Annotated in this window: 25 protein-coding genes; 18 read left to right on the top strand and 7 right to left on the bottom strand. The window is 43.2% G+C overall.

Going from position 1 to position 26,230, the window contains the following annotated elements; all coding sequences use genetic code 11:
* Nucleotides 1-73 precede the first annotated feature (73 nt).
* The gene (locus tag QQL36_RS32150) at nucleotides 74-2,863 is read left to right on the top strand and encodes a hypothetical protein (RefSeq protein ID WP_321568079.1); all 2,790 of its coding nucleotides are present in this window, start codon (nucleotides 74-76) and stop codon (nucleotides 2,861-2,863) included.
* A 302-nt stretch (nucleotides 2,864-3,165) separates the two neighbouring features.
* On the opposite strand, the gene QQL36_RS32145 is transcribed toward QQL36_RS32150, so the two are convergent.
* Genes QQL36_RS32145 through QQL36_RS32135 form a run of 3 tightly spaced genes read right to left on the bottom strand, consistent with a single transcriptional unit; the run spans nucleotide 3,166 to nucleotide 7,441 of the window.
* Entirely contained in the window at nucleotides 3,166-3,663 is a 498-nt protein-coding gene (locus tag QQL36_RS32145; RefSeq protein WP_321568078.1) for a hypothetical protein, read from the bottom strand.
* Nucleotides 3,664-3,721: 58 nt separating this feature from the next.
* A complete protein-coding gene (locus QQL36_RS32140; RefSeq protein WP_321568077.1) occupies nucleotides 3,722-6,373 on the bottom strand; it encodes a valine--tRNA ligase in 2,652 nt (883 codons plus the stop codon).
* A 45-nt stretch (nucleotides 6,374-6,418) separates the two neighbouring features.
* A complete protein-coding gene (locus QQL36_RS32135; RefSeq protein ID WP_321568076.1) occupies nucleotides 6,419-7,441 on the bottom strand; it encodes a GntG family PLP-dependent aldolase in 1,023 nt (340 codons plus the stop codon).
* Nucleotides 7,442-7,769: 328 nt separating this feature from the next.
* Here QQL36_RS32135 and QQL36_RS32130 point away from each other — a divergent pair, with 328 nt between their 5' ends.
* The 8 genes from QQL36_RS32130 to QQL36_RS32095 all read left to right on the top strand — a co-directional run bounded on the left by QQL36_RS32130 (nucleotide 7,770) and on the right by QQL36_RS32095 (nucleotide 13,387).
* Nucleotides 7,770-8,627 (top strand): RNA polymerase sigma factor RpoD/SigA, encoded by an 858-nt coding sequence (locus tag QQL36_RS32130; RefSeq protein WP_012793808.1) that lies wholly within the window; start codon nucleotides 7,770-7,772, stop codon nucleotides 8,625-8,627.
* Between the two features lie 167 nt (nucleotides 8,628-8,794).
* Nucleotides 8,795-9,748, top strand: a complete 954-nt coding sequence (trxB, locus tag QQL36_RS32125; protein ID WP_083723716.1) for a thioredoxin-disulfide reductase — start codon at nucleotides 8,795-8,797, stop codon at nucleotides 9,746-9,748.
* Nucleotides 9,749-9,809: 61 nt separating this feature from the next.
* Nucleotides 9,810-10,160 carry a dihydroneopterin aldolase gene (locus QQL36_RS32120; RefSeq protein ID WP_179091158.1) on the top strand — a complete coding sequence of 117 codons (351 nt, stop codon included), beginning with the start codon at nucleotides 9,810-9,812 and terminating at the stop codon, nucleotides 10,158-10,160.
* Between the two features lie 56 nt (nucleotides 10,161-10,216).
* Nucleotides 10,217-10,972 (top strand): hypothetical protein, encoded by a 756-nt coding sequence (locus tag QQL36_RS32115; RefSeq protein WP_321568075.1) that lies wholly within the window; start codon nucleotides 10,217-10,219, stop codon nucleotides 10,970-10,972.
* Nucleotides 10,973-11,041: 69 nt separating this feature from the next.
* On the top strand, nucleotides 11,042-11,917 hold the full coding sequence (locus QQL36_RS32110) for a DUF3822 family protein (RefSeq protein ID WP_179091157.1): 876 nt from the start codon (nucleotides 11,042-11,044) through the stop codon (nucleotides 11,915-11,917).
* Nucleotides 11,918-11,961: 44 nt separating this feature from the next.
* Nucleotides 11,962-12,459, top strand: a complete 498-nt coding sequence (locus QQL36_RS32105) for an RsmD family RNA methyltransferase (protein ID WP_320576237.1) — start codon at nucleotides 11,962-11,964, stop codon at nucleotides 12,457-12,459.
* A 7-nt stretch (nucleotides 12,460-12,466) separates the two neighbouring features.
* Nucleotides 12,467-12,937 (top strand): pantetheine-phosphate adenylyltransferase, encoded by a 471-nt coding sequence (gene coaD, locus QQL36_RS32100; protein ID WP_321568074.1) that lies wholly within the window; start codon nucleotides 12,467-12,469, stop codon nucleotides 12,935-12,937.
* 18 nt (nucleotides 12,938-12,955) lie between these two features.
* Nucleotides 12,956-13,387 (top strand): hotdog fold thioesterase, encoded by a 432-nt coding sequence (locus QQL36_RS32095; RefSeq protein WP_083723704.1) that lies wholly within the window; start codon nucleotides 12,956-12,958, stop codon nucleotides 13,385-13,387.
* A gap of 164 nt (nucleotides 13,388-13,551) precedes the next feature.
* Here the strand turns inward: QQL36_RS32095 and QQL36_RS32090 are convergent, their stop codons facing one another.
* On the bottom strand, nucleotides 13,552-14,178 hold the full coding sequence (locus QQL36_RS32090) for an NUDIX hydrolase (protein WP_321568073.1): 627 nt from the start codon (nucleotides 14,176-14,178) through the stop codon (nucleotides 13,552-13,554).
* A 244-nt stretch (nucleotides 14,179-14,422) separates the two neighbouring features.
* Between QQL36_RS32090 and pyrE the strand changes: the two genes are divergently transcribed.
* A complete protein-coding gene (gene pyrE / locus QQL36_RS32085; RefSeq protein WP_321568072.1) occupies nucleotides 14,423-15,061 on the top strand; it encodes an orotate phosphoribosyltransferase in 639 nt (212 codons plus the stop codon).
* Between the two features lie 39 nt (nucleotides 15,062-15,100).
* A complete protein-coding gene (locus QQL36_RS32080) occupies nucleotides 15,101-15,478 on the top strand; it encodes a heavy-metal-associated domain-containing protein (protein WP_321568071.1) in 378 nt (125 codons plus the stop codon).
* A gap of 86 nt (nucleotides 15,479-15,564) precedes the next feature.
* Here QQL36_RS32080 and QQL36_RS32075 read toward each other — a convergent pair whose 3' ends face one another.
* On the bottom strand, nucleotides 15,565-16,020 hold the full coding sequence (locus tag QQL36_RS32075; RefSeq protein WP_083723696.1) for an LEA type 2 family protein: 456 nt from the start codon (nucleotides 16,018-16,020) through the stop codon (nucleotides 15,565-15,567).
* A gap of 325 nt (nucleotides 16,021-16,345) precedes the next feature.
* Between QQL36_RS32075 and QQL36_RS32070 the strand changes: the two genes are divergently transcribed.
* The 3 genes from QQL36_RS32070 (at nucleotide 16,346) to QQL36_RS32060 (ending at nucleotide 19,098) form a co-directional block, all read left to right on the top strand.
* A complete protein-coding gene (locus QQL36_RS32070) occupies nucleotides 16,346-16,978 on the top strand; it encodes a WbqC family protein (protein ID WP_083723694.1) in 633 nt (210 codons plus the stop codon).
* A gap of 237 nt (nucleotides 16,979-17,215) precedes the next feature.
* Nucleotides 17,216-18,613, top strand: a complete 1,398-nt coding sequence (locus QQL36_RS32065) for an arginine decarboxylase (protein WP_083723692.1) — start codon at nucleotides 17,216-17,218, stop codon at nucleotides 18,611-18,613.
* 218 nt (nucleotides 18,614-18,831) lie between these two features.
* Nucleotides 18,832-19,098, top strand: coding sequence for a hypothetical protein (locus QQL36_RS32060; protein ID WP_321568070.1), 267 nt, complete (start codon nucleotides 18,832-18,834; stop codon nucleotides 19,096-19,098).
* Nucleotides 19,099-19,483: 385 nt separating this feature from the next.
* On the opposite strand, the gene QQL36_RS32055 is transcribed toward QQL36_RS32060, so the two are convergent.
* The gene (locus QQL36_RS32055) at nucleotides 19,484-20,323 is read right to left on the bottom strand and encodes a hypothetical protein (RefSeq protein WP_321568069.1); all 840 of its coding nucleotides are present in this window, start codon (nucleotides 20,321-20,323) and stop codon (nucleotides 19,484-19,486) included.
* 123 nt (nucleotides 20,324-20,446) lie between these two features.
* Complete coding sequence (locus tag QQL36_RS32050) at nucleotides 20,447-21,079, bottom strand: Hsp20/alpha crystallin family protein (protein ID WP_321568068.1); 633 nt, start codon at nucleotides 21,077-21,079, stop codon at nucleotides 20,447-20,449.
* Between the two features lie 67 nt (nucleotides 21,080-21,146).
* Here QQL36_RS32050 and QQL36_RS32045 point away from each other — a divergent pair, with 67 nt between their 5' ends.
* The 4 genes from QQL36_RS32045 (at nucleotide 21,147) to QQL36_RS32030 (ending at nucleotide 26,205) form a co-directional block, all read left to right on the top strand.
* A complete protein-coding gene (locus QQL36_RS32045; RefSeq protein WP_083723686.1) occupies nucleotides 21,147-21,560 on the top strand; it encodes a BrxA/BrxB family bacilliredoxin in 414 nt (137 codons plus the stop codon).
* Between the two features lie 190 nt (nucleotides 21,561-21,750).
* Nucleotides 21,751-23,049, top strand: coding sequence for a prolipoprotein diacylglyceryl transferase (locus QQL36_RS32040; protein WP_083723684.1), 1,299 nt, complete (start codon nucleotides 21,751-21,753; stop codon nucleotides 23,047-23,049).
* Nucleotides 23,050-23,051: 2 nt separating this feature from the next.
* A complete protein-coding gene (locus QQL36_RS32035) occupies nucleotides 23,052-23,480 on the top strand; it encodes a hemerythrin domain-containing protein (RefSeq protein WP_083723682.1) in 429 nt (142 codons plus the stop codon).
* Between the two features lie 277 nt (nucleotides 23,481-23,757).
* Nucleotides 23,758-26,205, top strand: coding sequence for a TonB-dependent receptor domain-containing protein (locus QQL36_RS32030; RefSeq protein WP_083723680.1), 2,448 nt, complete (start codon nucleotides 23,758-23,760; stop codon nucleotides 26,203-26,205).
* Nucleotides 26,206-26,230 lie beyond the last annotated feature (25 nt).

Here is a 26,230-nt window from a genome sequence, read left to right as displayed (position 1 = left end):
CCTTATCCCGGCGAAAGGTCGCATGGCGTAACGCAATAATTATGTATATTGTCAGGCTATACCTACAAATGTTATGAGATTATTCGCGTATCTCTTCCTGTTACTTTTTCCTGTCAGCCTGTTTGCCCAGGTATTTGGCGGAAACCCACCTTCGTTGAAATGGCACCAGATCAATACGGACACTGTTCGTGTGATCTTCCCCGCAGGTCTTGAAAAAGAAGGCCGCCGGGTAGCCAACATTGTCAATTACCTGGATGCCAATACCCGTGGTTCGATTGGTAACAGAAAGATGAAGGTGAACATCGTTCTGCAGAACCAAACCCTGGAATCTAATGGCTATGTGGCACTGGGGCCTTTCCGCTCAGAGTTTTACCTGACACCTCCGCCCAATCCTGATCTCGGTTCCCTGAAATGGGAAGAGCAGTTGTCCATTCACGAATACCGGCACGTTTTACAGAACAGCAATTTTGATCAGGGAGCGAGTAAAGTCGTTTCTTATGTATTCGGTCAAATGGGACTGGCAGCAGCTACCAGCATCGCTGTACCCAACTGGTTCTGGGAAGGGGATGCCGTCACAATGGAAACAGCACTCAGCAATCAGGGGAGAGGCAGACTACCTTCTTTCTTTGATGGCTTCCGCGCTTTGTCTTTAGAAAAGAGAAACTATTCTTTTATGAAGGTGCGGAATGGTTCTTATGTAGACTATACACCGAATCATTACCCGCTGGGTTACCTCATGAGTATGTACGGCCGCGAACACTATGGTCGTATGTTCTGGAAAGACATTACCACCGATGCCGTTCGGTACAGAGGTCTGTTTTATCCCATGAGTCATAGTCTGAAAAAACATACAGGCAAAAACGTGGTAGGGTTCTATCACAATATGTTGAATGAATATGAGTCACAATGGAATACTTATGCAAAAGATTCCGCTGTTCCCGGCGCACCTTTGATGAGTGCTCCGCGCACTGTGACTGACTATAAATACATTTATACCGTAAGACCCGGTCAGTGGATCGTTTACAAATCTTCTTACAAAACAGTACCTGGTTTTTACCTGATCGACAGCACGGGTGGTCAGTCTTTGCTGACAAGACCGGGTATTCAGTTTGACGATTATTTCGGGTATAAAAATGGTCGCCTGGTCTGGACAGAAGCCCGCTACGATCCTCGTTGGGGATGGAAAGATTATTCTGTCATCAAACTATATGACCGTGAAACCGGTATGAAAAAAACACTGACGCGCGGTACCCGTTATTTCTCTCCTGATATCAGTGCAGATGGTAAAAAGATCATCGCAGCTTACACGTTGTCTTCACAGGCATTCGGTTTACAATTGCTGGATGCATCAGATGGCAAAGTCATTGCTACTTTACCCAATCCACAAAACTGGTATTACACTTATCCCAAATTCTCTGCGGATGAACAAAGTGTGATCAGTGCGGTACGCAATGCAAAAGGGGAGATGGCTATGATCAAACAATCACTCAGCAGTGGTGAAACAGAATTGCTCACGCCATTCAGCTTTAACATGCTCAGCATTCCGAATGTTCAGCATGATACCATCTACTACACGGCCAGCTATAAAGACGTAGATAATATATACGCCCTCACCCTTGCTGACAAACAGATACACCAGGTCACCAATCATGACAACGGTGTACTGCATGCTACTGTAGAAGAGAGGGGCGTTGTATTTAGTGGGTTTACATCCAGAGGTTATCAGTTATATACCGATAGCATTAGCTGGAAACCAGTAGATGCCAGCTTAAACTATCACAGTAGCTGGCTCAGGCCTGACTTCCAGGAAGGTGGTAATATCCTCTCCACCGTGCCTGACAAGGATTACACCATTACAAAATACAGGAAGAGTACGAAGTTGATCAACCTGCATAGCTGGTTACCGACCTTCGATGATCCTGATTATAGTCTGACGATTTATGGGGATAATATCCTGAATACAGCGTCTACTAGTTTAGGATATACTTACAACAGGAATGAAGGGAGTTCTGCCATTACAGGCAACTTCATTTATGGTGCGCTGTTCCCATATCTGCAGGCAGGTGTTACGTATACTTTTAACCGCTCGGACCTGTATGCGAACAGAGGGAGATTGTATTGGAATGAAATGGATGTACATGGGGGGATTACAATACCATTGAATCTGTCTAAGGGGATGTATAGCCGTAGTATTTCCTTTGCTTCCACATACCATTATCTGGAAAGGTATCCGCAGGGTAATTTCAAATTCCTGCATCCTTCTTTGCAGTACATTGGTAATTCATTTGTATTCTACAATGCAAGGATCAAAGCGACACAGAACCTGTTCACACACTTTGGTCAGTATTTAGTGCTCTCTTACAATCATTCTCTTGACAATCTTTTCGCAGAGCAGTTCTATGGCAAATTTGACCTGTACTTACCTGGTTTGAGTCAGAACCATAACCTGATTTTGCAGGCCGCATTCCAGCAGCGGGATACCATGAGGAATTATTCATTCTCTGACAATTTCGCTTATGCAAGAGGGTATAATACGCCGTATTATAAGTGGGTGTATAAATTGGGTGTGAACTATCATTTCCCGATTGTTTATCCTGACTGGGGCTTTGGGCAGATGCTTTACCTGATGCGGGTGAGGGCGAACTTATTTTATGATTATAGTAAGTCTTATAACTATCTCAATAATTCACATAGCCAGTTTACATCAGCTGGTACGGAGGTGTTCTTTGATACGAAGATTGGGAATGTGTTGCCTTTCTCTTTTGGGTTTAGGTATAGCAGGTTGTTTGATAAGGATCCGGCAGATAATGCGAAGGATAGGTTTACGTTTATTATTCCGCTACAACAGTTATTTAATTACTAATTCTATACTGTTTCTATACTCGGTCTATACTCGTTCTATACTATTTCCATACTGTTTCTATACTGCTAAAAGGCTGCTAGCATACTACTTGTATACTTAAATAATGAAAAGAGCGTGTATCAAAAGTAAGATACACGCTCTTTTCATTCGGATACCTGATGGCGCCAGGTTTCCATGTATGCTATTCTAAGGAGGTTCATTTATTTTTCATACATCCTGTTTCATTCGGGTACCTGATGGCGTCAGATTCCATTTTATGCGTTTTTCAGGAGTTTCATTTATTTATGATGCCCCCTCTTCTCTTATCTTACAATAAATTGCAATTTCGGTACTCTGTACAATTTATCGCCTGTATAATTCACGATAATATTATCAAAGTAAAATACTTCTCCTTTATCCAGCATCTCCTTAATTCTTGTGACCCACAGTGCAGGCAGTTTATCTCCTTTAAAACTATCACCTACATACTCCGTATAGATACCCGGTTTACCTGTAGAATCATTCAGGTAATATTCCTTATTCTCATAAGTAAAATCAAACGATACCACTGGATATTTCACATTTTTCTCGTCTCTTACCACAAGTGCAGAATCCAGTAATTTCACGATCTCTGGACGGGGAACGCTATCACTCAGAAAAATGCCCCAGGTACTTCTGAAACGTAATTTAGTATTGGTAGTAGTCGCTTTAGTTGCCGCCGTTTTTTTGGCAGGCGTAGCCTTTGGCTTTCCTGACTGCGCATACAGTGAGAAAACAGACATGACAACGAGGATACCTGATAGTATAAGGTGTTTGTGCATAGTACTGAAGGGTATAAAAAAATCGCCCGGAGAATTAACGTCCGGGCGATGTCTAAAATTATAAGGATTTTAAACTTTCCGTAATGGCGGCAATCTTTGCTTCGGCATCAGCTTTCTTTCTGCGTTCCAGCTCAACTGCTTCCGGCTTGGCATTCTGTACAAATTTTTCATTGCTTAGCTTTTTGTCTACAGAGGCAAGGAAGCCCTCGTTGTAGGCCAGGTCTTTCAGCAATGTTTCTTTCTGAGTAGCAGGATCGAGTGTTGTTTCCGTTTCAAGGTAGAACTTATCCTTCTGTATTACCAGCGCAATACAGCCACTTACAGGTGCATTCACATAACTGATCGCTTTTGCATTTACCTGCTTGATCAGCATGTCTTCAATTTGTTTGAAGGATTTCTGTTGTGCAGTATCGATGTGCAATGCAATCGGATCTTTTGGCTTGATCTGGTTCTTAGCACGGGCATCGCGGATGCTGGTGATCACTTCTTTGGCCAGTTCGCCCTGTGCCAGGATGTTGGCATCAACGGCTGCAGGTGTTGCATATTGTTTTATTGTCAGGTCGTCTCCGGCTTCGCGGGTAGCGAGGAGCTGGTAGATCTCTTCCGTTACAAATGGCAGGAACGGATGTGCTAATTGCATCAGTTCTTCGAAGAAGTAAACCGTCTTTGTATAGGTAGCCGCATCAATTGGCTGTTCGAAACCAGGTTTCACCCATTCCAGGTACCAGTTACAGAAGTCGTTCTTGATCAGGTGATTACAGATCAGGTTCAGGGCTTCGCTCAGTTTGAAGTCCTTGAACAGGTCGATCACCTGTGATTTTACTTCATTCAGTCTGTTTTCAAACCAGTTGACTGCAAAGTGAGCTTCTTCGCTGGAGCTGGCGCCTTCAGCCACACGACCTTCCCACATTTTTACCAGTTTCAGGGCATTCCAGATCTTGTTATTGAAGTTACGTCCCTGTTCACAGCTTGAATCGTCAAACAGCAGGTCATTGCCGGCAGGGGAGGCGATCATGATACCGAAGCGAACGGCATCAGCACCAAAGCGGTCGATGAGTTCCAGCAGGTCCGGGGAGTTACCCAGTTGCTTACTCATCTTACGACCCAGTTTATCACGCACCATACCGGTGAAGTATACATCACCGAAAGGCTTTTCATTTTTATATTCCAGGCCTGCCATGATCATACGTGCCACCCAGAAGAAGATGATATCCTGACCAGTTACCAGTACGTTAGTAGGGTAGTAGTAGTTGATCTCTTCGTTGTTAGGGTTAGAAACGCCGTTGAACACTTCCATTGGCCAGAGCCAGCTGGAGAACCAGGTATCCAGGCAGTCTTCATCCTGGCGGAGGTCTTCTGCTTTCACTTCCACACCTTTTGCTTTGAACTGTGCGACAGCGTTGTCAAGGCTGGTAGCCACTTCAAAAGTACCATCCGGTGCATAGTAAGAAGGAATGCGCTGTCCCCACCAGAGCTGACGGGAGATACACCAGTCCTTTACATTTTCCATCCAGTATTTGTAAGTCGCCATGAAGCGATCGCCGGGGTGGATCTTCACATCACCGTTTACAACTGCATCGAGGGCAGGTTTTGAAAGTTCTGCCATCTTCACGAACCACTGGGTACTGATACGGGGTTCAACAACAGTGTCCGGGTTACGTTCGCTGTAGCCGAGGCGGGTAGTATATTCCTGTTCTTTTACCAGCAGGCCCTGATCTGCGAGGGCAGCCACCACGAGCTTACGTGCTTTGAAGCGGTCTTCGCCGATGAATACGCCGGCAGCAACGCTGAGGGTACCGTCGTCATTGAGGGTATCAACAACTTCGAGGTTGTGTTTCAGGCCCAGGTTGTAGTCATTGATATCGTGTGCGGGTGTTACTTTCAGTGCACCGGTACCAAATTCCTTGTCAACGTAAGTATCGAAGATGATGGGTACACGACGGTTGATCAGCGGAACAACAGCGAAGTGGCCGATCAGGTGTTTGTAGCGTTCATCGTCAGGGTTTACGCAGATAGCGGTATCGCCCATGATGGTTTCAGGACGTTGGGTTGCGATGGTGATAGATTCGCCGGTGAGGTTACCATCGCCATCTTCCAATGCATATTGTACATGGTACAGTTTACCCTGCAGGTCTTTGTACAGTACTTCTTCGTCACTGAGTGCGGTTTTAGCTTTAGGGTCCCAGTTGATCATACGGGCCCCCCTGTATATTTTACCTTTATTATAGAGGTCTACGAATACTTTGATCACTGCTTCATAGTAGTGGTCATCCATGGTGAAGGTGACACGATCCCAGTCGCAGGAGCAGCCGAGTTTTTTGATCTGGCTGTAAATGATACCGCCATATTTTTCCTTCCACTCGAAAGCGTGTTTCAGGAATTCCTCGCGGGTGAGTTGTGATTTTTCGATGCCCTTTTCAGTTTTGAGCATGTTTACCACTTTGGCTTCTGTGGCAATGGAAGCATGGTCGGAACCGGGCACCCAGCAGGCATTAAAGCCACTCATGCGGGCACGGCGTACCAGAATATCCTGTACAGTTTCGTTCAGTGTATGTCCCATATGCAGGACGCCGGTGACGTTTGGCGGAGGTATTACAACGGTAAAAGGAGGGCGGTTGTCCGGTTTACTACGGAAATACCCTTTGTCCATCCAGTGTTGGTACCACTTGCCTTCAACTGAAGCAGGTGTATAATTTTTAGAAAGTTCCATGCTAACGATATATCTGATTATATAAGAGTGTGCAAAAATAAGAGATTATTCCATTTCGGCTATTACAGCGCAGGTTTTTGCTACCATAACAGGTGAGATGTCGAGGTGGGTGACCATCCGGACCGCGGTATCAGATACAGGGTTGAGCAGAATTTCTTCTTTTTTCAGGTAATCGCAAAAAAGACGGGGAGTCCAGTCGTGGCCTACCAGGTCAAAGCTGATAATGTTAGTTTCCACTGGCAGCATATGGCCTACGAAGGATTTTTTGAGTAGTTCCCCGGCGATGTCTTTTGCATGCAGGTGATCTTGTGCTAACCTTTCAATATGGTGTTCCATGGCATAAATACCTGTAGCTGCCATAAAGCCTGCCTGGCGCATACCGCCACCGATCCTTTTGCGAACCCGGCGGGCTTTGCGGATAAAATCGGTGCTACCTATTAAAACGGAACCAATTGGGCAACCCATTCCTTTATTCAGGCATACTGACAGACTGTCAAATATTTCCCCATAGGTGGCAGGGTTTTCCCCGGTTGCAACGAGTGCATTGAAGAGCCGGGCACCGTCCAGGTGGAGTTTGAGGTTATTTTGAAGGCAGACTTCTTTGATCCTGACAATTTCTTCCATGTCATAACAGCATCCGCCGCCACGGTTCATGGTATTTTCGAGGCAAACGAGGCTGGTAGCGGCTTTGTGCACATCGTCAGGGTTGATGGCTGCCAATACGTCGGAGGCAGTGATCATGCCTCTGTCACCTTCCAAAGGGCGGCTCTGGGCGCCGGAAGTGGCAGCGATACCGCCGCCTTCGTAGATATAGATGTGTGCTAAGTTGCTGTGAATCACCTCATCACCTGGTTGGGTATGTACCTTGATCGCGATCTGGTTACTCATGGTGCCGGTAGGGCAGAACAGGGCGGCTTCTTTTCCAAAATAGGCAGCCATCATGGCTTCTAATTTATTCACTGAAGGGTCTTCTCCGTATACATCATCTCCGGTGGTTGCAGTGTACATGGCATCAAGCATGGCGGGCGTTGGGCGGGTAAAAGTGTCGCTCCTGAAGTCAATTATCATTATTGAAGAATTTGCAATCTATTGAAGAATAAATTAGTGAAGTTATTAATTTGAATGAGATTCTTTTTCAAACGTTAAAATTTATATAAACCATTAAAAATACCTACTAAAGGGCTATAAACTTTCGTTTATATAAAGTACTTTGTTATACGAATGGTGAGGCAAAAGAAGAATTTGGCAGTGTGGGGTATTAGCACGATCTTTGCAGGCTAATTTGTTATAACGAGAGTAGAGATAGGTGGAATAGATTGTAAGATATATATTTTACTAATTTCAACAAAATAAATCTTCTCGTGTTATCTATTTTATAAACTAATACACTTTCAATATGAGGCAACTTAAAATTGCCACCCAGATCACGAACCGTGATTCGCAGGCGGTAGAAAAATACCTGCAGGAAATTTCAAAGATCCCTTTGTTAACACCTGAGGAAGAGACTGTATTGGCGCAACGTATCAAAATGGGCGACCAAAAGGCTCTTGAACGTTTAACTACAGGAAACCTGCGTTTCGTTGTATCAGTTGCAAAGCAATATCAGCACCAGGGCTTAAGCCTGAGCGACCTCATTAATGAGGGCAATTTAGGGTTGATCAAAGCTGCGCAAAGGTTCGATGAAACGAAAGGGTTTAAATTCATCTCCTATGCTGTGTGGTGGATTCGTCAATCCATCCTGCAAGCTTTAGCAGAACAAGGACGTCTTGTGCGTCTGCCGCAAAATAAGATCGGCACTTACAATAAAGCGAACAAAGCCTACATGGCATTTGAGCAGGAGAACGAGAGAGAGCCATCAACAGAGGAGTTAGCAGAGATCCTGGAAATGTCTGAATCAGAAATTAACAATATCTTCCAAAGCAATACCCGTCACATGTCACTCGATGCACCAGTACACGAGGCAGAGGACGTAGCAATGGGTGACCTGCTGGAAGGTGGAGATATTACTGATGATGACGTAATGCGAGATTCACTTCGTGAAGAGATTCGTCGTGTTCTGAAATCACTCAGCCCACGCGAAGCAGAGATTGTGAATGCTTATTTTGGTCTGGATGGGGAAAATGGAGCAACGATCGAGCAAATCGGTCAGAAGTACGACCTTACAAAAGAAAGGATTCGTCAAATTAAAGAACGCGCCATCAAGAGGCTGCAAAAGGCCCGCTACAGTGGAGCGCTCAAATCTTATCTGGGATAATAGTAAAGTGTGCACAGAGGATCTCTGTCGTCAATATTATAAATCTATTATGTCTATAACTGCACCGGCTGTAATCTTTATAGCCGGTGTTTTTTATTATATAAGTAAGTGTACCTTTGCAAGTCAAATGAATTTCGAGCCACACTTTATTAATTTACATAGCAAGTATGGAAACTAATCAACAGCAAGAGCATGTGCATTTATTGATCATAGGTTCTGGCCCGGCAGGTTACACCGCTGCCATTTATGCGGCCCGCGCAAACCTGAAGCCAGTGCTTTACCAGGGTATTCAACCTGGTGGTCAATTGACAATAACAACAGAAGTAGAAAACTATCCGGGTTATCCTGAAGGTATTCAGGGGCCTGAGATGATGGTGGATTTTGAAAAGCAAGCGACCCGTATGGGTGCTGATATCCGTTATGGCCTTGCCACTTCCGTAGATTTCAGTAGTCAGCCGTATAAAATTACGATCGACGAATCTAAAGTGATTACTGCCGATGTGGTGATCATTGCGACCGGTGCTTCTGCAAAATGGCTGGGTCTCCCTTCCGAGCAGCGCCTGAACGGTAGTGGTGTTTCTGCCTGTGCCGTATGTGATGGATTCTTTTTCCGTGGTAAGGAAGTAGCGATCGTTGGTGCCGGTGATACTGCTGCTGAAGAGGCGCTGTACCTGTCCAAAATGTGCTCTAACGTACACATGATCGTTCGCCGTCATGAAATGAGGGCTTCCAAAGTGATGCAGGACCGCGTACTCAAGACTTCCAATATCATGGTATACTGGAATTCTGAAACCCAGGAAGTACTGGGCGATAACAAGGTAGAAGCTGTAAAACTGCTGAATACCGCGAAGAACGAAGAGCAGACGATCCCTGTCAGCGCTTTCTTCGTAGCTATTGGTCACCAGCCAAACTCCGACATCTTCAAAGATTACCTGGAGCTGGATGAACAAGGTTATATTAAAACGATCCCAGGATCTTCCAGAACTAACCTGGAGGGTGTATTTGCCTGCGGAGACGTTCAGGATAAAATTTACCGTCAGGCAGTAACAGCTGCAGGTAGTGGTTGTATGGCCGCCCTGGATGCTGAAAGATATTTATCTGCGAAGGAACACCAGGCGTAATTATATTATTATTGAACAAGCCAGCCGGATGCGAGTCCGGTTGGTTTTTTTATTTTTTCCCATGCTGACAATCGGACTCGAGCAAGTACATTTTCATGCTTTCCATGGTCTTTACCCTGAAGAAAAGATCATCGGGAACGACTTTATTATTGACGTGTATGTAACGATACCAGGTGTCTCTCCAATCGACAAGATTTCAGAAACCGTTAATTACCAGGGCTTACTAAATGTGATTAAGCCCATTATGGAAATTCCACAGCCCCTGCTGGAGCAGGTAGTGTATGCTATAACCGATGCTATCAAGCATAAGTATCCCGAAGTACAGAAAACAGTTATTTCTTTACGCAAAATGAACCCTCCGATGGGTGCTTCCGTACGTAATTCTATCGTTTCCCTGGAAAAGACTTATTAAAATCCACCCGGATTTTAATAAATTTATTTATTTTACTATATGAAAAACACCTTCCTATGTTGAATAAAGCACTGGTACTTGCTTTTATACTACTCATTCAGGGGATTGCGTATGGACAAACGGCCGATGAAATGATCGATCAGGCCCGGGCACTGGAAAAACAGATGAAAGAGGCGCCGGCACTCGGCCTTTACAAAGATGTGCTGAAAATCCAACCTGATAATGTTATTGCCCTTATAGGGGCCAGCGAGATCTGTAGCCGGGTAGGCTATCGTGTGACAGACAAGGACGAGAAATTAAAGAACTATAACGATGCCAAGACTTATGCCGAGCAGGCTGTAAGACTGGCGCCGGAAAATGCTGATGCCAATTATGTGATGGCAGTAGCCATGGGCCGGCAGGCACTGATAGCGGGTGCTAAAGAAAAAGTAACTGCTGCCAGAGAGGTAAAGCGGTATGCTGAACTGGCCATTAAGTTTAATCCTAACTATGCGAAGGCCTACCTGGTATTGGGAAGATGGAACTATGAAATGGTGAATCTGAGCACGCTGGAAAAAACGGCTGCGAAGCTACTGTTTGGTGGATTGCCGGAAGGCACCCTGCAACAGGCTATTAATAATTACGAAAAGTGTCGAAAGCTGGACCCTTCCATTGTGCTGAATTACTTTGAACTTGCCAAAGCCTATAAGGATAATGATGAGCAGGACAAATGCATTGAAGTGCTGAAGAAAGCCGTGGGCCTGCGAAATGTATACCTGGACGATGCGAATATTAAGGTGGAATGCAGGAAGATGCTCGACGCATTGCAGTAGCCCGATTACTACATGGGGCTAAAAGTCGCTATTTTTGGTTATTATTGTGCCATATCTAATGTATTAATAATGTCTGTGACGTATAACATACATCCTGCTTTTGCCGCGGATGATGCATCGCTGCTTGAAACAGACCTCACTACCTGTCAGTTGCTGGTATTGGTGGGGAAGGGCTCCTTTAATTACGTGGTATACAACCCGGCTGCCAGGAAGTTTCTGGCACTGAAGTCGTACCGCTTCACGCCCCAGAAAGCCACGATAGCGGATATCGAGGTTATAGAACAGATATTTGATACAGATAAGCTACTTTTTACCAACTTTAGCGATGTATTGCTGGCATTTGACGGGGGCAACAGCACCCTGGTGCCTGAAGTGCATTTTGACTCTGCCATCAAAAAAGACTACCTGCACCTGATCTACCCTGAACAGGCACAGGAACTGATTATGGCTGATACGGTCTCCGACCAGCAGATGGTCAATGTCTATTCTGTAGATAAAGACCTGTTTGGGTTCCTGCGCAAAGAGTTTTCTACCGACAAGTTCGCGCATGTGAATACCGGGCTGCTGAAGGGCTATCGTTTTGACAATGACTACTTAGAACTGAATGGGATCGTTTACCTTGATATTCAGCAACATAAATTTACATTGACTGTTTACCGTTTCGGCAAATTGTTATTGCAAACCGAGATGAATTCCCAAACCGGTCTGGACGTGGTATATCACCTGATCAATACCATTCGCCAGGCAGGATTGGATGAATCGCAGGTAAAAGTGAAAGTAGGAGGGCCTGTGACGCCGGATTCCCAGATCTATGAGGAACTGCACCGCTTTGTTCCAAAACTGGAATGGGTACCTCGTCTTACAGGTTTCTGGTACATTAATAAAATGGAAGAAATTCCTGGTTATTACTTCAACAATCTTTATTCCCTGGCATTATGCGTATAATTGGAGGAGAGAAGGGGGGATTACGATTTCAACCACCCGCAAACATGCCTCATACCAGGCCCACCACAGATATAGCAAAAGGTGGCCTGTTCAATATCATTGAAAATAACCTGGACCTGCCTTCGCTGAAGACGCTGGATATCTTTGGTGGCACCGGTAGCATCAGTTATGAGCTGAACTCACGTGGCGTAGAAGATCTGACAATCGTGGAGAAGGACAATGAGATGGCAGACTTTATTAAAAGAACAGCAAAAGAACTGAATGTTCCCCTGAAGCTGTATAAAATGGATGTGTTCCAGTACCTGAAGCAATGTACGGAGAAGTACAACTTCATTTTTGCCGGCCCCCCATATGCACTTACCACTATCGACCAGTTACCTCTTTTGGTTTTTGAAAAGGAACTGCTGGAACCTGAAGGTTGGTTTGTGCTGGAACATACTCCCCGTAATAATTACAAATCGTATCCGTACTACCGGGATGAAAGGAATTATGGGACTACCATTTTCTCCATTTTCATTAACCGGCCGGAACTGAAGAAATAATTACAACATGCAACGCATTGCTTTATTTCCTGGCACATTTGATCCTATTACATTGGGTCATACTGATATAATAGATCGCGCCCTGGACCTGTTCGACGAGATTGTAATCGGTATCGGTACCAATTCCAGCAAGACACCCATGTTCAGCCTTGAACAGCGTATTCAGTGGATTAAAGACATTTATGTTCAGATCCCAAAGGTAAAGGTACACACCTATGCCGGGTTGACGGCTAAGTACTGTGAGGAGATCGGCGCCCGGTTCATATTAAGAGGGATCCGAGGTGTTGTGGATTTTGAGTATGAAAAGGCGATTGCAGATGTAAACAGGATGATGGATCCTAAACTGGAGACTGTATTTTTGAGTTGTACACCGAAGTATTCTACGATAGCCTCTTCCCTGGTACGGGATGTGCTGAAATATGGGGGAGATGCAACGCCACTTTTGCCTGAGCAGGTGTTAAAACATATTAATCGATAACTATTAATCAGAACAGCAATGAAACCGATCTGGCGTTCTTTAAATATATCCCTTGACCAGTTGAATGAGAATGGGGAGAACACGATGGCCGCTTTTCTTGGCATGGAGTTTACAGAGATTGGGCCTGATTATCTGCGGATGATGATGCCGGTGAATGAACGTACCCGTCAGCCATATGGTTTATTGCATGGAGGAGCTTCGGTAGCGCTTGCTGAGACGGTGGGGAGTGTGGCTTCGGCACTGATAATAGATCCTGAAACTCAGATATGTGTTGGGTTGGATATTAATGCTAATCATATCAGGGGGATGAAAGAGGGGTATGTGCATGCGATAGCGAGGCCTTTGCATCTTGGGGCGACCACGCATGTGTGGGATATAAAGATTTGTGATGAGCATAATAAGTTGGTATGTATAAGTCGCCTTACGGTGGCGATACGGGATAAAAGATAAGGCGATATGCTATAAAGATAAAAAGACGGGGAGACCCGTCTTTTTATCTTTATAGTTATTTATATCGGTTATCTCTTTTATACAGGTTATTTCTTTTATATCGTTATCTCTTTTATATCATTATCTCTTTTATATCGTTATCTCTTTTATATCATTTATCTTTTTTATACCGCATAACCATCCTGCTTAAAGACAGCGATGATATTCAGGTAGGAGAACCTGAGGTACTTGCCCAGGTGTTCAGGTTTGATCCATTGAATATCGACAATGCCTTCTTCGATCTGAGGAATGGTCAGTTCCGTACCGGTAAACTTCATTTTATACCAGTAGGTGTGTTTTAGTATTTTCTTTTCTTTGTAGGTGTAATAGTGAAAGGTCTCCGTGATCTTGTGTTCGATGTGCACATTGTGTAGCCCTGTTTCTTCCCTTACTTCTCTTAAAGCGCAGGTTTCGAGACTTTCTCCTTCGTCAAGTTTGCCTTTTGGCAGGTCCCATTTATCGTTTCTGAACATCATGAGGACTTCTTCTTCCGGGTTGGTAATGAGGCCGCCGCCGGCTACGAGTACGGTGAAGTAGCCTTTGATGGTTTCCAGGAGTTCATGTGGGTCCGGATGAATGAAGATGGCAGAAGGGGATTTTCCTGTTTCCAGGGCTTGTAAGGTTTCTTCTATTGTGTTTGTATCTGGTTCCGTGAACAGGGCTGCTTCCTTGTATTCGGCTGGTATGGCCTGATGGGTGGCAAGGATGAACAGCGGGCGTTCGTTGAGGTAAATAACAGTATCCTTTTGCATGGGGCAAAAATAAGGAAACGGGGGTAATAAATTGAAGGGGATAGGTTTTGACAAATATAATTGGCAAGGGGGAACAAAAAATTGAGATTTATATGAAATCATTACACGAAACCCTGCAAAAATAAGGGCATTGGTGTAATTGGATAGCCGTAATAGACTGTGAAAGAGCTTGTTAGCAATGGGGTGTCAAAAAATGTGGGCATTACACTTAATTATTACACTTAATTCCGCAATTTTGCGAATTATGAGTAAGATCAGCGAAAAACAGGTAGCAGAAAAACTGCTCCAGATACAAGCCGTTAAGTTAAGTCCGGCAGCCCCTTTCACCTGGGCATCCGGTTGGAAATCACCCATTTATTGCGATAATCGTAAGATTCTCTCTTACCCTTATGTACGCGACTACGTGAAATCGGAGCTGTGCAATGTGGTGTTCGAGACATTTCCTGAAGCTGCGGTACTGGCAGGTGTAGCCACTGGTGGTATTCCGTTGGGTGCACTGGTCGCTGACCAGCTGAAGCTGCCTTTCATTTATGTGCGGGCGAAAGCAAAGGAACATGGTATGGGTAACCTCATAGAAGGGGTATTGCAGCCAGGTCAGCCTGTGGTTGTGGTAGAAGACCTGATCTCGACTGGCAAGAGCAGTCTCGAGGCGGTGAACGCCATCCGTGCAGCAGGAGGGGAGGTAATCGGTATGGTTTCCATCTTTAACTATGGTTTTGACATAGCTGTGAAGGCATTTGAAGCTGCCGGAGTACCTTTTTACTCCCTGAGTAATTATGGTGCGCTGATTGAACTGGCTGCTGAGAAAGGCGTGGTATCCGGCGATGATCTGGCCCTGCTGGAAGCGTGGAGAAGTGCTCCTGACCAATGGAGTGGTAAATAAGCAAAGTTTTTGCTATATTAGAACTATAAAACGTAAAACATGCGTATTGCTAGATTAGTAATGGTATTAATGCTGGGTTGCTTTGGAATGACTGCCATGGCCCAGGTAAAGAAAGGGACACTGGTGACTGCTAAGATCGCTACACCAACTGTACGTTGCGAACAGTGCAAAAACCGTATCGAAAGATACCTGTCAGGAGAAGAAGGTGTGCAATCTTCTAAAGTAGATTTCAAAAAAGGACTGACAACTGTAAAATTCTACAGCGACCGTACCAATATCGAAAATGTGAAGACTGCTATCGCAAATGCGGGTTATGATGCGGATAATGTGACAGCTAACGATGAATCTTACAAAAAACTGCCTACCTGCTGTAAAAAACCAGAAGATGGTGGTACCCCGGACAAGAAGAAAAATTAAGTGTTAGTAAGTAGATACAAAAAAAGCCACCGTGAATGTGGCTTTTTTTATTTTCTTTGTGTAACGAACTCTCTTTGTGTAAGCACTTAAAAGAAGTTTAGCGGCTGTTTTGTCTCGCATTTTATAGGAAAAGGCAGAAAAACGCCCCCTTTACCAACTTTACAATTTCCCGAAGCCTTGATAGTCACTTCCTTATTCATGAGTGCGCCAAGCGCATTTTTAAATACATTTTCCATATTCACTTCCAGTTTTACGGGAAAGTAAAATGTGTCCTTTGCAGGGATCATGATCATGGTATCCTGGATAGAATGGCCCACCTGGGTATCGTCAAAGTAGAGGTCAAAATTGGCGTCTTTCAATTTCAGGTTAAAACCGTTTGGATTGTAATATGCCAACGTCATCCGTATGATGCTCTTTTGAAAACCGAGGTTGTCGAGATTGATACCAGCTACTCTTACAAACTCAAGATCTTTGAACTTTTCACAAGAGCTTGCCATTCCCCATATCAGGAAAATGCATATCGAAAGACGTAAATACTTCATGATGTCAAAATGGATTTTACCAAAGTTAATGCATTTTATTCCCCTCGAAGGACGATTTAACGTTCTCTAAATATCTCCTCAGCTTCAGATTTTACTTGAAGCAAAGCTCCACTGAAAATGAATACAAAAGCTACTAAACTATTTAGTAAATTTGCAGTTTCCTGAATTTTTAAGTTAAAGGTGAAATGCTAATTTTACTAGCATATTTTTGAGAATGCTATGAGCTGTTTAACAATTACTTACAACAATTGTTAGATAATAATTCATAAGTAACTCCGCATCTTGAAATAAGTGTATTCAGGTTTAAAACAACAAATTCGACAACATGGCAGCTGATGCAAATCAAAAAACATTATTGATTGAATCTCAATACTTTCCAAACTTATTCTTCTATAAGACTTTAACTGAGCACGATATATTATTGATTGAGAGATTTGAGCACTATCAAAAGCTTAGTTTCAGGAACCGTTGCTACATTGCCGGACCGAACGGAAGTATATTATTAAGTGTTCCCCTGGCCCGTGGCAAGAATCAGAGGACGGTGATGAAAGATGTGAGAATCAGTAATGAAGAAAAGTGGCAGGCACAGCATTGGAAGACTTTGGTTTCGGCCTACCGTCGTTCACCCTGGTTTGAATATTATGAGGAAGAGCTGGGTCAGCTGTATGAACGACCTTTTGAATACCTGATGGACTGGAACCAGGCTTGCTTTGAGTGGGCTAACAAGGTGATCGGGTTATCCTCCCCTACTACTTATACTACTGAATATAGTAAGAATTATACAGCAACTAACCTGACAGACGCTCGTGATAGTATGGTACCAGGTAAGGAAAATGCCAAAACCGACCTGCCGGCATACACCCAGGTATTCCAGGAAAGGGTAGGCTTCCTGCCAAATCTTAGCATTCTGGACCTTATTTTTTGCGAGGGAAAACGTAGTCTGACGTTATTAAAATAAGGGAAAATTTACATATATAAATGTATTTAACATATTGAAAGCGTTAGATTTAGCTTAATATCTAACCGTTTAAAAAAAAAAGAAACTTTTTGTCCGGCCAATTGGACAAAATATTTAGCTTTGCAACCAATTTTGCTGGGCTTTTAAAGAACTGACGTAGGTGTGTAAACCAGGAGTTTTCCAGCGAGGGTTGTGATATGCTTTTTACTAATCCTTAAACATGTATCGCAGGTTTAAATGAACAGCACCTACACAGATCTCGTCAACCAAACCTTCGAGTTTCCCCAGGAAGGGTTTGATGTACAGGATAGCTACCTGGAATTTAATGGGGTGAATATCAAAGCGTTGATTGATAAGTACGGAACACCTTTCAAATTGACCTATCTGCCTAAAATAGGCATGCAGATCAATAAGGCCAAGAAGATGTTCCAAGATGCAATCAAGAAGAACAGGTACGATGGTAATTATTACTATTGCTACTGTACCAAAAGTTCTCACTTTTCCTTTATAATGGAAGAGACCCTGAAACACGGGATACACATTGAGACGTCTTTTGCATACGACATTGACATTATTACCAAGTTGTATGAGAGGAAAAAGATCACCAAGGAGACCAAAGTGATCTGTAATGGTTACAAAACCAAAGCTTACACAAAGGCGATTTCCAAATTGGTCAACGCCGGGTTCAAAAATGTGATTCCGGTTCTGGACAACAAAGAGGAGCTGGAGGATTACCAGAAATTCATCCGGACGAAGGAGAGGGTAAAGTTGGGGCTGCGTATTGCGGCTGAAGAGGAACCTACCTTTGATTTTTATACCTCCCGTCTGGGGATCCGTTCCCGCGATGTGCTGGAATTTTATATCGACAAGCTGAAAGGCAATGAGAAGTTCGAGCTGAAAATGCTGCACTTCTTCATGAATAAGGGGATCAAGGATGACGTTTATTACTGGAGCCAGTTCAACAGGGTATTGCAACTGTACTGCCAGCTAAAGAAAATCTCTCCTGAGCTCGATAGTATTAATATAGGAGGTGGTTTTCCTATTAAGCACTCCCTGGGTTTTGACTACGACTACAATTACATGGTAAATGAGATCGTAGCCACCATTAAGAGTGTTTGTAAAAAGAACAAGGTACCGGTACCGGATATTTATACCGAGTTCGGTTCGTTCACTGTAGGTGAGAGTGGTGCTGTGATCTACAGCGTGGTAGGCGAGAAGATGCAGAACGACCGTGAGATCTGGTATATGATTGACAGTTCTTTTATTACCACACTGCCTGACACCTGGGGCATCGGGGAGAAATTCCTTATGCTACCCATTAATAAGTGGGAACAGGAATACCAGGAAGTGCACCTGGGAGGGTTGACCTGCGATGGATATGACTTCTATACTTCTGAAGAGCATATCAATGCAGTGTTTTTGCCAAAAGTGTCTGAGGGTGAGCCGCTGTATATCGGGTTCTTCCATACAGGTGCTTACCAGGATCAACTGAGTGGATATGGTGGTATCAAGCACTGCCTTATCCCGTCGCCAAAGCACGTGATTGTTGGTTATGATAAAAATGGGCAGCTGAAAGACTGGCTGTATGCTAAGGAACAAACTGCCCAGAGTATGCTGAAGATTTTGGGTTATTAAAAAAATGGGTTAGTAATCCACTGAAACACCCCGCGATTTTTCGCGGGGTTATTTTTTTTATTCGATGCTTATAAATAAACACATTCATGAAATAGGGAATTCACCAATGAAGATGAAAATCATTTTTAGAGAAACATTCATGAAAGCGGGGATTCACCAACGAAGATGAAAACCATTTTTAGAAACACATTCATGAAAGCGGGGATTCACCAATGAAGATGAAAACCATTTTTAGAGAAACATTCATGAAAGCGGAATTCACCAATGAAGATGAAAACCATTTTAAGAGAAACATTCATGAAAGCGGGGATTCACCAATGAAGATGAAAACCATTTTTAGAGAAACATTCATGAAAGCGGAATTCACCAATGAAGATGAAAACCATTTTAAGAGAAACATTCATGAAAGCGGGGATTCACCAATGAAGATGAAAACCATTTTTAGAGGAACATTCATGAAAGCGGGGATTCACCAACGAAGATGAAAACCATTTTTAGAGGAACATTCATGAAAGCGGAATTCACCAATGAAGATGAAAACCATTTTCACAAAAAAAGGCTCCCCCTGCAATTTAGAGAAGCCCAATTCCATGGCATAGGTTTATCATCAAAAGCATAAAGGAAAATAAGACAAGTAGGGATATAAGGTTCGTTCGTATAGGGAAGAATAAGACAAATTAACGTTGTGGTGTATCAGGAGAATAGAATTCCTGTTCTATGATGATACAAAGATAGTCTGGACTAAGTCGTAGAAAAATACCCGAAAGTTGTAATTTTTTAACCTATTTATGGGTCTGGTTTCCTAAAATCCTGTTAAAACCACACCTGTATTCATTTCGCAATGCTCACACAGACGTGTAGGCTGCGTACTCAGCTTTCTGGCAATTTTCCATTATCCAGGTAGTCAATAGCACTTTCACACTGTTTTTCGATCTCCACCAGGCAGGCTTCCAGCAATTCCTTGTTCCCATCCAGGTATTTGGACTTACCGGAACGGCTCAGACCTTTCAGAATGATGAACTGCTTAGTCAGGTGTTGATTTAATAAAGATGAGTGTTGTTTCTGTTTTTGGATGGTTTGCTCATGCTCCAGCATAAATATATTCCGGTAGTGTTTGCCAAATACCCGCATCAGGAATAAAATGTACATACCGGCATACAATGCCATGAATGGAGACAACTGTTCCGGTACATATCCTTCCGAAACCGGAAATGCCAGGTGATGCACTTTGATCCAGGATACCAGGCCCAGGTAAGCGCATAATAAACTTCCTAAAAACAGCGTCGTCCTCCTATTGATAGTAATATAACAGAAGAGCAGGCTGAGTAACCAGGTCATGGTATACTTAGGTGATACATCCTGGTTATTAAAAAAGGAAGAGGCCATAGGGAGTATCAGGGTAGAGAGGGCTACCAAAAAACTAACCATTTTGGGGGATGCCCCGTTTTTCAACATGAGCATAGCGGCTGGTAATATTATAATATATACTGACAGGAGTAACAGGTCCGTGCTATTCTGATAATAAAGTGCTACAAGTAATTTTGGTATCAGCAAGAGTATGTGGAAAAAGAGATAATCAAAAATCAGCTTGAGTCTGCACTGTAATCTTGTATTGACGGTAACCTGTAAAGCGTTGCCTATCACTGCAATTTCTGTAGTGACGTATATTTTTCCTGCCAGGGATCGTATACTTTTAAATAGTTGAGGCATAGGCCATATGGTTATATGGCAAATTATCCCATAAAAACAGGATAACTCTTAAACGTTTGTGTGAATTATAAAAAAATCCCCCCTGTAAACACAGAGGGGATTTATAGCTATTAAGTTTAATCCTTATTCCACAACAATCGCTTTGGCAGCGGCTTGTATAGTTTCTTTTTTAGGCAGTACCAATTTGAGTATACCATTCTCATATTTGGCCTGGATCTTTTCGGCATCAACCTGTTCGTTGATGTTGAAGGAACGTTTGAAAGAAGAACGGATTCCAAATTCCTTACGGGTTTGTTTTGGGGCTTCGTCCTTGTTTTCAGCAGCTTTTTCAGCTTTCTCAGCACTGATGGTCAGGGCTTTATTTTCAATGTTGATCTTAATTTCTTCTTTTGCCCAACCTGGTACGAGGAGTTCGATGGTATAACCATCTTTACCTTCATAAATATTTACTGGGGGATGTGCACCAAAAAAGTCATTTGTTAAAAAGTCATCTTTCAGGGCTTGCTTAAATCCATTATTATTAAAAATGTCTTCTACTAAGCCGCCAAATGCTTTTGCTGCAGGATGTTGATTAAATTTTACGTATGTCATGGTTTTATGAGTTTTAGTTTTTGTTTGAAAAATTTGAACAATTACGTATATGCAAACGGAATACCATGGCACAAAAACTGCTATTTTGCTAGTAAACTCGCAAAGAAAGGGGACAAAATGTCGTGTGCGATCAAAATGATCGGTCAAAACGACATATTCATTCAAGTTTTTCTATTTATCCGCTGATTGTTTAACTTTGTAAAAATTTGACGAACAATAAAATTATATTCATATGTATCCAGCAGCATTAGTAATGCCGATGAAGGCAGAGTTAACAGATAATGGTTTTGAAGAATTGCTGACACCTGATCAGGTAGATGAAACATTAAAGGGTGCTGGTACTACACTGGTGATGATCAACTCTGTATGTGGTTGTTCTGCTGGTAGTGCACGTCCAGGAGTGTTATTGGCTGTAGCGCACAGCGAAAAGAAACCAGACAAGCTGACTACCAGTTTTGCAGGTTTTGATACCGCTGCCATCCAGCAGATCCGTACTCATTTGCTGCCTTATCCTCCATCTTCTCCAGCTATCGCACTGTTTAAAGATGGACAGTTGGTGCATTTCATTGAGCGTCACATGATCGAAGGTCGCCCTGCACAGATGATCGCAGCGAACCTGGTTGATGCTTTCGAACAATATTGTTAAGATCAGCTTACGTAAGAAGTAAAATGCCTGGCGCTAAATTTATTTGATTTTTGTGTCAGGCACTTTACATTAAACGTAAATATGATTTGGAATTTGCGATTTTTACTGCTTACTTTGGTGGTTTGATTTTCCTTCCTGACTAATTCGGCTTTGTTCATAGGAAAACTCAGATCACCAATTTTTTTTGGCTATGTATCCTAATTTATATTACGCATTTAAGGATCTGTTAGGTTTAGAGCTTCCTTTTTTTAAACTGTTTCAGACCTTCGGTTTCTTTGTAGCTATTGCATTCCTTGCAGCCGCCTATACCCTGACCAGTGAATTGAAAAGGAGAGAGCGCCTGGGGTTATTGAAAGGTATTCCTGAAACAATTACAAAGGGTAAACCTGTAAGTACCACTGACATCCTTATTAATGGAGTAGTTGGTTTTATTCTTGGTTTTAAAATAATAGGGATCATATCCGATTGGGAAAATGTATCCCAGGATCTCCAGTCATTTGTTTTATCTACCAGGGGGAGCTTCATAGGTGGTATCATCGTTGGTGCTGTTGTTGCTTACTTTAAATATAGAAGTGGTCAGAAACAGAAATCTGAAAAAGAAGTGACTGTTACTGAACTCGTATATCCTCACCAACGTGTACCTGACTTTACCGTGATGGCTGCCATTGCTGGTCTGATTGGTGCAAAGGTGTTTCACAACCTGGAAAACTGGGGCGACTTCGTACAGGATCCGATTGGTTCCTTGTTGTCCTTCAGTGGTTTGACTTTTTATGGTGGTCTGATCGTAGCGAGTTTTGTGATTATCCGATACGCCCACAGGAAGTCGATCAATGTACTACACCTGATAGACAGTGCTGCACCGGGTCTTATGCTTGCTTATGGGGTAGGCCGTATGGGTTGTCACTTCTCCGGCGACGGTGACTGGGGGATATACAACAGTGCATATGTAACAGATGCTACAGGGCATGTAGCCCAGGTAGATCCTACCAAATTCCAGGAAGTACTTAAAGCAAATGAGCTATTCTTCGCCCGCCAGTATGGTAGCCTGGAGCATATTCCACACGCAGCTTTTGCCAAGCCTCAGGGCCTCAGCTTCCTGCCAGACTGGTTCTTTGCCTACGGCTATCCACATAATGTAATCAATGAAGGTGTACTGATGCCGGGTTGTACTGGCAAATATTGCAGTGTGCTGCCGATCTCTGTTTATCCGACAGCCCTGTATGAGATCATTGCGTGCCTGTTGTTGTTTGCATTATTATGGAGTATCCGTAAAAAGATCAGGGTGCCAGGTATGGTATTCGGTATCTACCTGATCCTGAATGGCGTTGAAAGATTCTTTATTGAAAAGATTAGAGTGAACACTAAATATGACATTTTCGGATTTCATCCTACTCAGGCTGAAATCATTTCTACACTCATGGTAATAGGCGGAGCTGTGTTGATCTGGTATTGCCGTAAACTTTATACATCGGCTAAAACCATATCCTGATCATGCAACGTCATTCTACCTTAGTGCCTCTTTCGCAGGAGCACCAGCGATTATTATTTGTATGCCGCTATCTTAAAAAAGATGCTGCTCCCTATGAAGGCTTTCCACTTGAAACTGATGCAAAACTGGCTTATATCGTAAAAGTATTCCAGGAAGTAATGGTACCACACATTCAAAAAGAAGAATACCTCTTTGAATTGTGCCTGGGCAAAAATCCGGAAATAGACGGGCTCCTGACAGAACTATACCAGGAGCATTCCACTATCTCCCGCATGTACAGTGCACTCACTGTTACGGAAGAGAAAGATATGATAGGTGCAATGGATCTGCTGGCACGTAGCCTTGAGGACCATATCCGCAAAGAAGAAAGGGTTTTCTTCGAGAAAGTACAGGCGGAACTGCCCGATGTACTGGAAAGCATCAAATGGTAAAATTGATACTACATTATTATAAATCGCTTCTACATTGAGTAGAAGCGATTTTTTTTTGCAACCTTTTCACTCCTCCCTCGTCTTCTTAATACAGCCTTTAAAATAGATTTTACCAATCATCCCTATCTGATGACCGTTTATGTAAAGTTATGTACTATGCAATGCAAACTACCTACCTTTACACTGTAGTTGATAAACAAAGGAACTAGACTATTAAAGGTTCTATATTATTAACTATCTAAAAAACAGAGACTTAGAAATCCTTAATCCGCCTTATATGAAGACAGTAACTTTTCTTTTATCAATCATGACCCTGGGTATTGCTTCCCAGGCTCAAAATCCTGGCTTGGGAAAAGTTGCTGGCCAGGTATTGCAGACCGGGAATAAGCCGGTCGAGTTTGCCACCGTTACTTTATTAAAAGCTTCCGATTCCTCCCTTGTAAAAGGAGCGATTGCAGATATAAATGGTAAATATGAAATTGAACCTGTAAAAGATGGTAAGTACCTCGTTGCTGCCGCTTATGTAGGTATGACCAAAGCATATAGCCAACCTTTTGAAGTAAAAAATTCACCTGTTAAAGTGAATGCCCTCACCTTAAGCACTGATACCCGCAACCTGAAAGCCGTAAACGTGACTGGTAAAAAGCCATTCGTAGAGCAGCGCGTAGACAAGATGGTTGTAAACGTTGAAAACAGTGTAGTAGGAGCTGGCGCCAATGCCATGGAGGTATTGGAAAAATCACCAGGTATCACTATAGATAAAGATGATAATATCAGCCTGAAAGGTAAAAACGGTGTTGTCATCATGATTGATGGAAAGCTCACCAACATGAGTTCCCAGGACGTTGCCGCGCTGCTGAAAAGTATGCCCAGTAGCAATATTGAGCAAATAGAACTGATTACCAATCCTTCCGCCAAATACGATGCAGCGGGCAACGCCGGGATCATCAACATCAAACTGAAAAAGAACAACACTGTAGGTACCAATGGTAGTATTTCTCTCGGTGGTGGCTATGGCGCTACTCCTAAATATAATGGTAGCCTGAACCTGAACCACCGCAATGCGAAGTACAACGTATTTGGTTCTTACAACTACAACCACCGTCAGAATAACCAGACCCTGGACCTGTATCGCAGTTATCCTGCAGATGGCAATGTGAATGTGTTCGACAACCACAATAAACATAACCAGTTCTCTGATTACAATGGCGCCAAAGTAGGTCTTGATTATTTCATCAATAAGAACCACACCATTGGTGTTATGATTGATGGGGCGCTGAGAAACTATACTATGCCTTCCAATTCCATCACCTATATTGGTAAAAATGATATCGTTGATTCTACGCTGCGCACCGATTCAAAGAACCCTGGTGACTGGAACAGGATGGCTTATAACCTGAACTATAAAGGCACCCTGGATACTACGGGCAAGGAACTGAGCATTGACCTGGACTATGCCCGTAACCACGACAGCAAACGCTTAAATACTTATTCAAACGTGTTTGATGCCACAGGTAAAAACTTTACACGCGGCGATACGACCCGTAATATGCAGCCGTCTACAATCGAAATCAAGACCTTCAAAGCAGACTATGTCAATCCTTTGAAACACCAGGCAAAACTGGAAGCAGGGGTGAAGCTTAGCTTTGTAAAATCTGATAATGATGCACGTTTCGACTCTTTACGCTATGGCAACTGGGTGTATGATAATAACCGTTCCAACCATTTTATCTACAAGGAAAATGTAAATGCAGGTTATATCAACTTCTCCAAACAGTTTAAGAAACTCACGCTGCAGGCAGGTTTGCGCGGTGAGCTGTCACACATCGAGGGGAACTCTGTGACCATTTCCAAAGTGACAGATACGACTTACTTTAACCTGTTCCCTAGTCTGTTCGTGAGCTACAATGTGGCAAAAGATCATCAGCTGGGTGTTTCTTACAGCCGTCGTATACAGCGTCCGGATTACGAAGATCTGAACCCTTTCGAGTTCTACCTGGACAGGTATACCAAGATCGCAGGAAACCCTTACCTGAAGCCTTCTTACAGCAATAACTTTGAAGTAAGTCATACCTTCAAACAGTTCCTGACCACTTCAGTGGCTTACTCACATGCATCAGATAAACTCACACAGGTGGCAGAGTCAGAAAAAGATCCGGCAACCGGCGATACATCCATCCTTCGCTACAGGTACCTGAACATTGCAAAGTCTGACAACTTCACCTTCAGTATTTCTATGCCTTTCCCGATCACGAAGTGGTGGAACACTTACACCTATCTTCAGGGATTGTATGCTAAGTACGAGACAATGGTGGACAATAACCTGGTGAGTGTGGAATCTGGTGGTTTTATGGGTCGTACCCAGCACACGTTCACACTTCCTTACGGCATTACAGCAGAAGCGACTTTCTTCTACATGTCTTCACAGATTGCAGATGAGGGGCTCATGAAAATGAAACCGATGTATGCATTCGATTGTGGATTATCCAAATCCATCCTGCATAAGAAGGGTAGTCTGAAGCTGAATGTAAACGACGTGTTCAATAATCAGCGTTTCCGCGGCACGTTTACCAACGCCGGTCGCTTTATGTCAGTGGATTCCAAATGGGAATCCAGGCAGGTCCGCCTCGCATTCAACTACCGCTTCGGTAATACGAATATCAAGGCAGCCCGCAACCACAAAACCGGCCTGGAAGACGAACAAAACCGTGTGAAAGCTAATTAACATCGACCTGTTTTTTAGGTATATA

This window comes from Chitinophaga sp. LS1, assembly GCF_034274695.1.
Taxonomy (GTDB): Bacteria; Bacteroidota; Bacteroidia; order Chitinophagales; family Chitinophagaceae; genus Chitinophaga.
The sequence above is the reverse complement of the archived record's forward strand: the minus strand, read 5'-3'. Positions and strand labels throughout refer to the sequence as shown.

Bases quoted from the DNA above. Each gene is read 5' to 3' on its own strand.
- QQL36_RS32150 (WP_321568079.1), top strand. From the start codon at position 74: ATGAGATTATTCGCGTATCTCTTCCTGTTACTTTTTCCTGTCAGCCTG.
- QQL36_RS32145 (WP_321568078.1), bottom strand. From the start codon at position 3,663: ATGCACAAACACCTTATACTATCAGGTATCCTCGTTGTCATGTCTGTT.
- QQL36_RS32140 (WP_321568077.1), bottom strand. From the start codon at position 6,373: ATGGAACTTTCTAAAAATTATACACCTGCTTCAGTTGAAGGCAAGTGG.
- QQL36_RS32135 (WP_321568076.1), bottom strand. From the start codon at position 7,441: ATGATAATTGACTTCAGGAGCGACACTTTTACCCGCCCAACGCCCGCC.
- QQL36_RS32130 (WP_012793808.1), top strand. From the start codon at position 7,770: ATGAGGCAACTTAAAATTGCCACCCAGATCACGAACCGTGATTCGCAG.
- trxB (WP_083723716.1), top strand. From the start codon at position 8,795: ATGGAAACTAATCAACAGCAAGAGCATGTGCATTTATTGATCATAGGT.
- QQL36_RS32120 (WP_179091158.1), top strand. From the start codon at position 9,810: ATGCTGACAATCGGACTCGAGCAAGTACATTTTCATGCTTTCCATGGT.
- QQL36_RS32115 (WP_321568075.1), top strand. From the start codon at position 10,217: ATGTTGAATAAAGCACTGGTACTTGCTTTTATACTACTCATTCAGGGG.
- QQL36_RS32110 (WP_179091157.1), top strand. From the start codon at position 11,042: ATGTCTGTGACGTATAACATACATCCTGCTTTTGCCGCGGATGATGCA.
- QQL36_RS32105 (WP_320576237.1), top strand. From the start codon at position 11,962: ATGCCTCATACCAGGCCCACCACAGATATAGCAAAAGGTGGCCTGTTC.
- coaD (WP_321568074.1), top strand. From the start codon at position 12,467: ATGCAACGCATTGCTTTATTTCCTGGCACATTTGATCCTATTACATTG.
- QQL36_RS32095 (WP_083723704.1), top strand. From the start codon at position 12,956: ATGAAACCGATCTGGCGTTCTTTAAATATATCCCTTGACCAGTTGAAT.
- QQL36_RS32090 (WP_321568073.1), bottom strand. From the start codon at position 14,178: ATGCAAAAGGATACTGTTATTTACCTCAACGAACGCCCGCTGTTCATC.
- pyrE (WP_321568072.1), top strand. From the start codon at position 14,423: ATGAGTAAGATCAGCGAAAAACAGGTAGCAGAAAAACTGCTCCAGATA.
- QQL36_RS32080 (WP_321568071.1), top strand. From the start codon at position 15,101: ATGCGTATTGCTAGATTAGTAATGGTATTAATGCTGGGTTGCTTTGGA.
- QQL36_RS32075 (WP_083723696.1), bottom strand. From the start codon at position 16,020: ATGAAGTATTTACGTCTTTCGATATGCATTTTCCTGATATGGGGAATG.
- QQL36_RS32070 (WP_083723694.1), top strand. From the start codon at position 16,346: ATGGCAGCTGATGCAAATCAAAAAACATTATTGATTGAATCTCAATAC.
- QQL36_RS32065 (WP_083723692.1), top strand. From the start codon at position 17,216: ATGAACAGCACCTACACAGATCTCGTCAACCAAACCTTCGAGTTTCCC.
- QQL36_RS32060 (WP_321568070.1), top strand. From the start codon at position 18,832: ATGAAAACCATTTTTAGAGAAACATTCATGAAAGCGGAATTCACCAAT.
- QQL36_RS32055 (WP_321568069.1), bottom strand. From the start codon at position 20,323: ATGCCTCAACTATTTAAAAGTATACGATCCCTGGCAGGAAAAATATAC.
- QQL36_RS32045 (WP_083723686.1), top strand. From the start codon at position 21,147: ATGTATCCAGCAGCATTAGTAATGCCGATGAAGGCAGAGTTAACAGAT.
- QQL36_RS32040 (WP_083723684.1), top strand. From the start codon at position 21,751: ATGTATCCTAATTTATATTACGCATTTAAGGATCTGTTAGGTTTAGAG.
- QQL36_RS32035 (WP_083723682.1), top strand. From the start codon at position 23,052: ATGCAACGTCATTCTACCTTAGTGCCTCTTTCGCAGGAGCACCAGCGA.
- QQL36_RS32030 (WP_083723680.1), top strand. From the start codon at position 23,758: ATGAAGACAGTAACTTTTCTTTTATCAATCATGACCCTGGGTATTGCT.